The 10,042-nt window shown below is 72.7% G+C and carries 9 protein-coding genes; 4 read left to right on the top strand and 5 right to left on the bottom strand.

What is annotated here, in order from left to right; all coding sequences use genetic code 11:
• Positions 1–1,184: MFS transporter (locus ADL15_RS03385; protein ID WP_232343875.1), on the bottom strand; the 1,184-nt coding region annotated here is incomplete at its 3' end.
• A 56-nt stretch (positions 1,185–1,240) separates the two neighbouring features.
• Between ADL15_RS03385 and ADL15_RS03380 the strand changes: the two genes are divergently transcribed.
• The gene (locus ADL15_RS03380; protein ID WP_067685042.1) at positions 1,241–2,194 is read left to right on the top strand and encodes an ArsR/SmtB family transcription factor; all 954 of its coding nucleotides are present in this window, start codon (positions 1,241–1,243) and stop codon (positions 2,192–2,194) included.
• Positions 2,195–2,369: 175 nt separating this feature from the next.
• On the opposite strand, the gene ADL15_RS03375 is transcribed toward ADL15_RS03380, so the two are convergent.
• Together ADL15_RS03375 and ADL15_RS03370 are read right to left on the bottom strand one after the other, a co-directional pair.
• On the bottom strand, positions 2,370–3,125 hold the full coding sequence (locus ADL15_RS03375) for a response regulator transcription factor (protein WP_067685040.1): 756 nt from the start codon (positions 3,123–3,125) through the stop codon (positions 2,370–2,372).
• 237 nt (positions 3,126–3,362) lie between these two features.
• The gene (locus ADL15_RS03370; protein WP_338025511.1) at positions 3,363–3,830 is read right to left on the bottom strand and encodes a hypothetical protein; all 468 of its coding nucleotides are present in this window, start codon (positions 3,828–3,830) and stop codon (positions 3,363–3,365) included.
• A 403-nt stretch (positions 3,831–4,233) separates the two neighbouring features.
• On the opposite strand from ADL15_RS03370, the gene ADL15_RS03365 reads away from it, so the two are divergent.
• Positions 4,234–4,728, top strand: a complete 495-nt coding sequence (locus ADL15_RS03365; RefSeq protein WP_067685036.1) for a hypothetical protein — start codon at positions 4,234–4,236, stop codon at positions 4,726–4,728.
• An 11-nt stretch (positions 4,729–4,739) separates the two neighbouring features.
• Here ADL15_RS03365 and ADL15_RS03360 read toward each other — a convergent pair whose 3' ends face one another.
• Positions 4,740–5,516 (bottom strand): inositol monophosphatase family protein, encoded by a 777-nt coding sequence (locus ADL15_RS03360; protein WP_067685033.1) that lies wholly within the window; start codon positions 5,514–5,516, stop codon positions 4,740–4,742.
• Between the two features lie 113 nt (positions 5,517–5,629).
• Between ADL15_RS03360 and ADL15_RS03355 the strand changes: the two genes are divergently transcribed.
• Entirely contained in the window at positions 5,630–7,303 is a 1,674-nt protein-coding gene (locus tag ADL15_RS03355) for a PAS domain-containing protein (RefSeq protein WP_067685031.1), read from the top strand.
• A gap of 9 nt (positions 7,304–7,312) precedes the next feature.
• Here the strand turns inward: ADL15_RS03355 and ADL15_RS03350 are convergent, their stop codons facing one another.
• Positions 7,313–8,638, bottom strand: coding sequence for an outer membrane protein assembly factor BamB family protein (locus tag ADL15_RS03350; RefSeq protein ID WP_067685029.1), 1,326 nt, complete (start codon positions 8,636–8,638; stop codon positions 7,313–7,315).
• Positions 8,639–8,849: 211 nt separating this feature from the next.
• Between ADL15_RS03350 and ADL15_RS03345 the strand changes: the two genes are divergently transcribed.
• Positions 8,850–10,040, top strand: a complete 1,191-nt coding sequence (locus tag ADL15_RS03345) for a cytochrome P450 (RefSeq protein WP_067685027.1) — start codon at positions 8,850–8,852, stop codon at positions 10,038–10,040.
• Positions 10,041–10,042 lie beyond the last annotated feature (2 nt).

Here is a 10,042-nt window from a genome sequence, read left to right as displayed (position 1 = left end):
GCCAGGTGGTGGGTGGCGGTGCCGGCGGTGAGGAACAGGGCGGCCAGTAGGAGCCAGCCGGGGGTGCCGTGCGAGACCGCGGTGCCGGTGACGACCGCGGGCGCGAGCATGGTGCCGGCCGCGAAACCGGTCTGGCTCACCCCCTGATACGCGCCGGCGCTGCGCGGGTCGGCCAGGTCGAACGCGAGCGACCACTCGCCTGCCTCGGAGAGCACTTCGGCGGCGCTCGCGGCCAGGACCGCGAGGACCAGCAGGGTCACCGCGGCCAGCGCGGGCACCGGGCCCGCCGCGGCATAGAGAAGACAGGTCAGGACCAGGAAGAGCGAAGACCCCATCACGGTACGGCCGGCCGCGCGCACACCGGTCACCAGCCGGGCCGCGGGCACCTGGCAGAGCGCGACCAGGACCGTGTTCAGCACGAGCAGCAGCGCGACGGTGGTGGCCGGGGCGCTGGTGTGCAGGGTGACCCACAGTGGCATCCCGACGGTGAGCAGCCCGAACTGGATGGTCAGCACGCCGTAGAGAGCGGCGATCCCGACGTACCGGAAATCACGCAACGGTGAACGGCCCGGAGTCGCCGCAGACCGTTCCGGATCGCTCATCGCCGCGTCGACAGGCCCGGCCGGAAGGTGGCGCAGCGGCGCGGCCGACGCCAGGACCAGCGCGGACGCCGCGAGCATCGCGACCAGATACCCGGCCGGCGTGCCGGTGGCGAGCGCGACGGTGGCCGCCGCGGATCCGGCGCCGACGAAGACGTTGGTGACCACCCGCAGGCGTGCCCGGACGGTGACCCGGTCCGGGCCGGTGAAGTGCAGCGCGAGCAGGGTCGCCTGCGCGGTGCGTTGCGCGCCCTGCGCACCGACCGCGACGCAGGCGATCAGCGTGAAGCCGAGCGCGGACGATGCGGAGCAGTACCCGGCGAGCGCCACACCCTGCACGACCGTCGCCACGGCCAGGATCCGTCGCGCGCCGAACCGGTCGGACAGGTGCCCGGCGCTGAACGCGGCCACCATCCCGGCCGCGCCGGCGACGGTCAGGCCGATCCCGACGGTGGCCGGGGAGAGCCCGATGACGGTGGTGAAGAACAGCGCGCTGACGCCGAACAACACCCCTTTGGCCAGGGAGGAGGCCGCGATGGAGAGGGTGAGGACGCGTTCGACCGGGCTGTGGCCTGTGATTGTCACCCGTTGGTTCTCGCAGGCGGGGGTGCCGGCCCGCGAACGATGTAGCGTTCTGCTTCATGGTCGTGCGTTATCAGCTGGTCGGGCAGGACTTGGGCGGGGTGCGGTTCGCGATCTCGCCGCTCAACGAGCTGGTGCTGTCGTTGCACGCCTGGCGGGATCCGGGGCGCTACCCGCTGCAGCTGCCGTGGGTGCGCGAGATGCGCCGGGTCCGCGACCGGCTCGACGCCGAGCTGCTGTTCGCGCTGGTCAACGACGATCTGTGGACGCCGGACTTCCTCACCCCGCGGCCGTGGTCACCGCTGACCCGGCTGGAGGACGAGCTGGCGGCGATCCGCGGCACATCGCCCGGGATCGTCGACCGTGATCTGCGCCTGCTGCGGGGGCCGGGGGAGCTGCCCGTGCCACTGCGCGGCCCCGGCGTGCTCGACCGGATCGTCGCGGCGCTCACCGGATATTGGGAGCTGTGCTTCGCCCCGCACTGGCCGCGGATGCGGGCCCTGCTCGAGGGTGACGTCACGTTCCGCGGCCGGGAGATCGCCCAGCACGGCCTGGCGGCGATGCTGGCCGGGCTGGCCGGCCGGGTCCGGCTCACCGGTGACACGGTCGAGATCCACCCCCGGAGCCGGCTCGAGTACACCCGGCCCGCCGCCGACGGGCTGACCCTGGTCCCGTCGATGTGGACCAGTAGCGCCGCCACCCCGATCCACCCCGACGAACCCCCGATGATCATCTATCTGGCGCGGGGGCTGGGCACGTTGTGGGAGCCACAGCCGCTGCCGGCGCCGGGAGCGCTCGCGGGGTTGCTCGGCGCGCATCGGGCCGGCCTGCTGGTGCAGCTGGCGACGCCGGCGTCGTCGAGCGAGCTGGCGGCCCGGCTCGGGGTGACGCCGAGCGCGGTCAACCAGCACCTGCGGGCGCTGCGGGCCGGCGGCCTGCTGGTCAGCGCCCGGCACGGCCGCGCGGTGCTGTATCGCCGCTCCGACCTCGCCGACCGCCTGATCGGTCATTGACCACCCGGGCCCGGGGCGGCCGTGCATGCCCTGCTGGTCGACGCCGGCATGGACGCGACGCTGGTGGCCGCGGTGAACGAGCTCGCCGACTTCCCGGCGAACTGACCGCGGCCACACCTGCCTCGCTGAGGCCGCCGAATCACCGCGCGACCGGCCCGTCATCGGTCCGCGCGGCCTACGACGTGATCAGCGACTGGTCCCGGGCGGGCTCGGGGGCGGTCATGGCGTCGTCGAAGATGGACTGGGCGGTGTCGCGGAGGCTGCCGGGTGTGGCCGGGGGGACGAACTTGTAGCCGACCTGGCGGACCGTGCCGATCATCGTCTCGCAGCGCGGGCCCAGCTTGGCGCGCAGGCGTCGGACGTGGACGTCGACGGTGCGGGTGCCGCCGAAGTAGTCGTAGCCCCAGACCTCGCGCAGCAGCTGGTCGCGGCTGAACACCCGGCCGGGCTGCTGGGCGAGGAACTTCAGCAGCTCGAACTCCTTGTAGGTCAGGGACAGGGCCTCGCCGCGCAGCCGGGTCGTGTAGCTGTGCGAGTCGATGGTCAGGTCGCCGACGCGGATCGTGTCGTCGCTCGCGGTGTTCTCCAGGCCGCGCCGGTCCACCACCATGTTCAGCCGGGCCGCGACCTCGGCCGGGCCGGCGGTGGTCAGGACGAAGTCGTCGATGCACCAGTCGGCGCCGATGGCGGCCAGGCCGGCGTCGCGGACCAGGGCGATCAGCGGGATGCTCAGGCCGTTCGCGCGCAGGGCCCGGCAGGCGCTGCGGGCCTGTGTCAGCTGCCCGGACGCGTCGACCAGGACCGCGGCCAGTTGCGGGTCCTTGATCGCCTGGGCCCAGCTGTCTCGAGGGGAGACCTGGACGGCGTACGGCAGCAGGTCCAGGGCAGGCAGCACATCGCCTTGGTTGTCCGTCAGCAGGAGAAGATTCATGACACCCTTCCATGGCATTTCGGACTCCACGAATGCCGGCCGTGGGCGCCGGTGTAGCTCGACTCCAGGCAACGCTAAACGTGAACTGTTTCCGCTGGATATCGCGCAGGTACCTCTCCACCCGGGCGGCGGTGAGGCGCGCCACGGTCGGGAGCGGGCCGCAGTGCCGCGCGAGGCTGCCACGGGACGTGGCGTGTCGCCTGCGGACGGGCGCTCCGTATGCGTACCGAAACGGGGTTAGATCTTGATTTTCTCGCGGGCCTTGAGGGGGTCGTTCAGGGACCAGATCGCGGTGGTGGCGACCGCGGCCAGGGCGGCGAGGGCGAGCCAGGGGACGGCCGGGCCGCGCGCGTGCAGTGCGGTGAAGAACGTGGGCGCGAGGATGTTGGCGAAGGCGAAACTGTACTGGTAGACCGCGAGATAGCGGCCGCGCTGGGCGGGTGGGGCGGCCGCGGCGGACAGCGCGTTGGAGAGCGGCGCGTGGATCAGGTCGGCGGCCGCGTAGAAGATCATGCCGAGCAGCAGGTACGGCACGAGTGCGGCGGCCGGGACGCGGAGCGCGGCGGCGTAGACCAGCGCCCAGGCCACCCAGAGCACGCCGGCCAGCGCCAGGCCCCGGGCGCGCGACAGCGGGCGGACCAGGCGGACCGCGAGGGCCTGGCCGGACGCGAGCAGGATCATGTTGGCGGTCAGCAACGGGCCGATCAGCCAGTGCGGAGCGGGCAGCGCGTCGACGAGGTAGACCGGCGGCCACCGCGGCGACCAGGAAGACGGTGAGCGGGGTGCGGGCCCAGCCGTAGGCGGCGAACGCCACCCCCTGCATGAGCTGGGCCAGGATGACCCGGTCGGTGGGGCGGTAGCGGTCCGCGACGTGCCCGACGAGCAGCGGCACCGGCAGCGAGACGATCGCGGCGGCGCTCAGCAGCAGACCGATAGTGCCCAGCGGGAGGCCGGCGACGTCGGTGAAGTAGAGCAGCGAGATGGGCAGGAGCAGGCCGCTGCCGAGCATGTCGACGGCCAGGGCGCCGGCGAGGGGGGAGAAGGCGTCGGCGCATCCGGTCTGTCTAACAGATCTGTCCCCTTGAGACGGACCGTTAGGGTCGGCGGCATGAACCGGAACCGGTGGGCTGTGCTGGCAGCGGTCGTGATCGCGGCGGGCGGCGCGGTGTATGTGGCGACCGATGAGGAGCCGGTGATCAACTCCCCGGAGTCGGCGGCCGCCACCGATCGCGCCGTGCGGGCGCTGGAGAAGGACGCCGGATTCGTCCGGGAAGTGACCCAGGAAGCCGGTTGGCGTCCGCTCTGCGAGGGCCGGCCGATGGGAAGCTCACCCGACGCGCAGACCGTTTATGCCTGGGTGCACTGCAAGTGGATCCCGACCGGCACGTCGGCGGCGGACCCCGGTGACCTGCCCGCGCTGATCTCGCCGATCATCGTGCACCTGTCGCCGGAGTTGCGCTATCAGATGCCCGAGGACGGCGCGGACGACCCGGGGTCGATCTTCCCGGAGAGTCTGCGGGCCGCCGCCCGCGACGGCATCCCGGCGATGGACGCGGCGACCCGCGAGCTCGACGCCCGGGTCGCGACGGAGCTCGCGGGCTAGCTCCCGTCGTCTCACGCGCTCGCGCGGACCCGTTCGGCCAGGGTGTCCCAGAGTGCCGGAGCTGCCCCGACGGTCAGCTCGGTGGTGAACTCCGCGCCGTGCCCGCCGAGGATCACGCCCGCCTCCCGGGCGATGAGCGCGCCCGCCGCGATGTCCCACAGGAACGTGTCGAGGGCCACGCCGCCGTCGAGGCGCCCGGCGGCCTGGTAGACCAGGTTGAGCGCGGCCGGGAGCCGCCGGATGTCACCGGTCACCGGGAGCAGGTCGCGGATCACCCGCGCGGCGCGCTCCTTGGTCTTCGGGTTCGGCTGGAAGCTGACACCGACCAGCGCCCGGTCCAGGGACGTCCCGGCCGGCACCGGGAGCCGTGCACCGTTCAGGAACGCGCCGCCGCCGTCGATCGCACTGAACGTCTCGCCGGCGACGGGCTCGTGCACGACGGCCAGCCGGGCGCGTTCGTCGTGGTAGAGCGCGATGCACACCGACCACGGCCCGGTCCGGCTGATGTAGTTGCGGGTGCCGTCGAGCGGGTCGACGACCCAGGTCCACCCGCTGGTCCCCGCGCGGCCGTTGCCCTCCTCGGCCTGCACCGCGTCGTCGGGCCAGGCCGCGAGGATCGCCGTGACGATGAGGCGCTCGCTGGCGATGTCGACGTCGGAGACCACGTCGTTGACGTGCGCCTTGGGCGCGCCGACCCGCAGGGTGTCGCGCCGTTCGAGCTGAAGCCGTCCGGCCTGTTCGGCGAGGCCGGCGACCAGGTCACGTACCGCGGTGAGATCTCGGTCCATGCCACTCACGCTAGTCAGGCTGCGAGAGGACGACCGCAGCGGCCAACCCCCGGGCGACGGGCAGTCCGCCGGGCAGCATCGTGCTGCGCGGTCGTCGCGCTCGGTTGACCGGTATGTACACACGGCAACGCCGCTGGTACAAGTGGGGCGTGCTGAGTGCCATCGGATGGTTCGTGCTGGGAATCGGCAGCGCGGCCGCCGTCGTCCATGGCGTCCGTCGCCACCGGCCCGCCCGGCCCGGCCCCTGGCTGCTGCTCGCCGGTGCCGTCGTGGCGAGCACCGTCGGCGACGTCTCCACCGCATTGCACCGGCCCGGCGTGGCCGATGCAGGCTTCTACGCCATGTTCGTTCTGGTCGCCTGCAGTCTGCTCCAGCTGACCCGGGCCGGCGCGATTCTCGTCGACCGGGCACGGCTCATCGACCTGCTCGCCTTCGCGTGCTCGGCGATGCTGGTGGTGTGGGTGTTCGTCATCGGTGACGCGGGCCGGATCGGTGGCGTGTCCGCGGCGTACGTCATCGGAGCCGTGCTGCTCCTCGCGGTCGTCATCCGGCTGCTGGTCGCCGCGGGCCGCAACCCTGCGGCCGTGCTGCTGGTCATCGGCGCGGCAGGTGTGCTGTGCAGTGACATCGTGCAGCCGCTGTGGCCGAACCGGCTGAGCGAGTCCGGCTTCGTGGTGCTCTACCTCGCGTGGGGCGCCGCCGCGCTGCACCCGTCGATGGCCAGGCTCACCCGGCCCGCGACACCGCGCCCGCGCCCGTGGCTCGGCCGCTGGGCGACGCTGCTGGGCGTCTCGGTCGCCACCCCGCCGATCGTGCTGCTGATCGAGGCGGTCGACGGCACCGTCGACGACGGCGTGGTGATCGCCGTGGCCGGTGCGCTCACGCTTCTTTTGACCATCACCCGGCTGACCGACGCGGTGATCTTGAACGTGCAGGCCTTGACGCGGGAGCGCGCCTTACGGCAGGCGAGCGCCGCGCTGGTCGCCGCCGCCGACCCACGTGCCGTCGACGAGGCCGTCCGGGCCGCGATCGCCCAGCTCATACGGCCGGAGGCCATCCGCAGCGCCATCCTTGCCATCGACGACGATGAGCTCGCGGCGGCAGCGGTGCCCGGCCCCGCGGCCGGCTCGCCGCACCGCAGCTGGTGGATCGAGCAGGCGGAAAACGACCACGCGACACTGGTCTGCCCGCTCTGGCTGGAACCGCTCGCCGTCGCCCGGCCCCGTGGCGGAGCCCTCATCCTGGTGGGGCGCCGAGACGCTCTCGCCGTCAGCCGCGACACCCTCGAGGTGCTGGCCGGTCAGGCTGCGCTCGCGCTGGATCGGATCTGCCTGATGGAGGCGGTCGGCCGCGACGACAGCGACGTCTATCTCCGCGCGGTGATCGGGAACAGCGTGGACATGACGGCGGTGATCGACGAGGACCAGCGCATCCGGTTCGCCAGTTCCTCGCTGCGCCGGCTGCTCGGCGTCGACGCCCTGCCGCCGCTGGCCACACTGGGCGATCTGGTGCAGCCGGACGACCGTGACCGGTTGCGTCAGGCCTTCCGTGGCTCCGGCGACGGCGCGGTGTGCTGTTCGCTGGTGCGTGCCGACGGCACTCCGGTGCTGGTCGAGATCACGTACCGGGATCTGCGCGAGGACCGCCTGGTCCAGGGGTTGGTGCTGACCGTGCGGGATTTCCCCCAGGACCGTGAGCCGGGCGAGCGGCGGCCCCGGCGCGACCCGGCGGACGAGTGGCCGGCCCGGGTGAACCGGCGCAGTGCCCGGCGCAAGTTCGGGTACTAGCGCCGGTCGTCAGCCGAGGTCCGTGACGGCGAGGCGGTTGTCCTCGGTGACGCAGATCAGCAGGTCACCCTCGGTGCGGCAGCTCTGTGCCGAGGCGACGGTGCCGCGCAGCACTACCTCGGCGGACGCCGGGTCGACGCTGCTGACCGAGGTCCGTCCGGGCGGCTGCCGCGTTCCCGCGATCAGGTACGTCAGGTGGCCCCGCGAGTCCCACACCGGCAGGCCGCGACCCAGTTCCCCGAGGCGGCGCCCGGTGGTCGCCTCCAGCACGGTGTGCCGGGCGCCGTTCTCCTGTTCGGTCAGCAGCAGGCCGCCGGTCAGGGGGTAGACGCCGGCAACCGCGGAGAGCCGCCACAGCCGCGCGCCGGTCGCCCGGTCGTGGCCGGAGATCGACTCCCCGTCGCTGACGCACACCACCGGCCCGCAGCCGAACGAGCCGCCCGACGGCTGCTCGAGGCTCCACAGCTGCCGCAGCGTGTCGATCTCGTAGGCGGTGATCGTGGTCCGGCCCCGTACCGTCCGGTCCTGGTAGAGCTGGCCGCCGTGCAGGGTGACGGAGAAGGAGTCCTCGCTGCGCGCCACTCCGGGCCGGGGCAGCGTTCCGCTCGTGACCACGGAGCCGTCGGTCATGGCGATCACCTTGGCCCGGCCCCGCACGGTGACGGCCAGCACGCGCCCAGCCCGTACGCCGGAGGTCATGTCGATCGCCAGGGAGGCCGCGCCGCCGCCGTCCCGCGACCAGATCGTGCCGCCGTCGCGCAGGCGCACCAGCCGGATCCGCCGGGCCCGCTCGCCGTTCTCGTCCCACTCCAGCAGCAGGGCGTGGTCGTCGACGACCGTGACGGTCTCGCCGGGTTGCCGCCAGAGCGTCCGGCCGGTCGCCGCGTCGACGGCAGTGGTGTTCCGGGTGAACTCCCGGGCGAACGGGGAGCCCTCCGGCACGACCTTGTTGGTCACGGTGACCCCGGCCCGGATCAGCAGCACACCGTCCCGGGCGCCGGCGAGCCCGTCGGCGTCGTCGGCCTGTGCCGACCAGCGCACCGCGCCGGTGCGGGCGTCGTGGGCGGTGAGCCGGCCGGTGGGCCGGTCGAGCACGACGATGCCGTCGCCGACGAGCTGGTAGGAGTTGGCGTCCAGGGTGAACGGGACGTCCCAGAGCGGGGTCAGGCCCCGCGGGTCGGGGCGCGCCGAGCCGGTCACCGCGAGCCCGCAGCACACCGCGACGACCGTCACCAGCCACCGGCGCCGCGGCGACCGGCGGAGCGGGCCGGGCCGGGATGCGCCCACCGAGTTGTCACCTGCGGGTCCGACCCGTCCGAGATCGATGACGGCCATGCGGGCAGCGTAGGGCGCGGATACCCGGACCGCGACGCCGGAGGGGGACCGCGCGGCGACCGGCGAGGGATTGATCGATAACTATTTTTTGGGCATTGCGGCACATCAGGCCCGGTGGCCCCGCGGGGGCGGCCACCATCGCGGTGGACGACCCTCCGGCCGGTGGGTAGGTTCGGGGACAAGCCGGATTTCTCCGACAAGGAGTACCGCCATGCTGCAATTTCCCCTGGTACGGCACTGTCCGTATGCGCCGCCGGAAGAATACGGACAGCTTCGGGAGAAAGATCCGGTCACCCGGATCCGCCTGCCCGACGGCCGGGAGAGCTGGGTCGTCACCAGACACGAGCATGTCCGTCAGGTACTCAACGATCCGAGCTTCAGTGCCGACCGGACGCACGCCGACTTCCCGAACCTCGCGCCGGCCGGCCAGCCGCTTCCGCGGGACGACTCGGCCCCGAGCATGCTGACGATGGATCCACCGGAGCACGGGCCGGCGCGCCGGGCGGTGCTCGGCGAGTTCACCGTCCGGCAGATCGCCGCGCTGCGCCCGCGGATGCAGCAGATCGTCGACGAACGGCTCGACGCCATGCTGGCCGGACCGCGGCCGGCCGACCTCGTCGAGGAGCTGTCCCTGCCGGTGCCGTCCATGGTGATCTGCGAGATGCTCGGCGTGCCGTACACGGATCATGATTTTTTCCAGGTCAACACGGCCGCCATGATCAAGCGGGAGACGCCGCAGGACGAGCGGCGGGCCGCCTTCGGCCGGATCCGTGACTACCTCGACGAGTTGATCGCCGGCAAGGAGGACGCTCCGCCGGACGACCTGCTGGGCCGGCAGATCCGCAAGAGCCGAGCCGGCGGGGACTACGATCGTCGTTCCCTGGTGAGCCTGGGCTTCCTGCTGCTGGTCGCGGGACACGAGACCACGGCCAACATGATCTCGCTGGGCACGCTGGCACTGCTCGGCAACCCCGCGCAGATGGACGCGCTGCGTGCCGATCCGGCCCGGACGCTGGGTGCGGTCGAGGAGATGCTGCGCTATTTCACGATCGTGGACACCGTGGTGGCCCGGCTCTGCGTCGCGGACACCGAGGTGGGCGGGGTGACCATCCGGGCCGGCGAGGGCGTGCTGACCCTCGGGCAGGCCGCCAACCGGGACCCGGAGGCGTTCGACGAGCCGGACGCGTTCGACATCGGCCGACCGGCCCGGCACCACGTGGCTTTCGGGTTCGGCCCGCACCAGTGCCTCGGGCAGAACCTGGCCCGCGCCGAGCTGCAGATCGTCTTCGACACGCTGCTGCGGCGAGTGCCCGCGCTGCGGCTGGCCACGCCGGTCGAGGAACTGCCGTTCAAGTCCGACGCCGCCATCTACGGCGTCTACCACATGCCGGTCACCTGGTGACG

Source organism: Actinoplanes awajinensis subsp. mycoplanecinus, from assembly GCF_001509495.1.
Classification (GTDB): Bacteria; Actinomycetota; Actinomycetes; order Mycobacteriales; family Micromonosporaceae; genus Actinoplanes; species Actinoplanes palleronii.
This window is presented reverse-complemented; position numbering and strand designations above follow the sequence as displayed.

Bases quoted from the DNA above. Each gene is read 5' to 3' on its own strand.
- ADL15_RS03350 (WP_067685029.1), bottom strand. From the start codon at position 8,638: ATGGCCGTCATCGATCTCGGACGGGTCGGACCCGCAGGTGACAACTCG.
- ADL15_RS03345 (WP_067685027.1), top strand. From the start codon at position 8,850: ATGCTGCAATTTCCCCTGGTACGGCACTGTCCGTATGCGCCGCCGGAA.
- ADL15_RS03375 (WP_067685040.1), bottom strand. From the start codon at position 3,125: ATGAATCTTCTCCTGCTGACGGACAACCAAGGCGATGTGCTGCCTGCC.
- ADL15_RS03355 (WP_067685031.1), top strand. From the start codon at position 5,630: ATGTACACACGGCAACGCCGCTGGTACAAGTGGGGCGTGCTGAGTGCC.
- ADL15_RS03380 (WP_067685042.1), top strand. From the start codon at position 1,241: ATGGTCGTGCGTTATCAGCTGGTCGGGCAGGACTTGGGCGGGGTGCGG.
- ADL15_RS03360 (WP_067685033.1), bottom strand. From the start codon at position 5,516: ATGGACCGAGATCTCACCGCGGTACGTGACCTGGTCGCCGGCCTCGCC.
- ADL15_RS03365 (WP_067685036.1), top strand. From the start codon at position 4,234: ATGAACCGGAACCGGTGGGCTGTGCTGGCAGCGGTCGTGATCGCGGCG.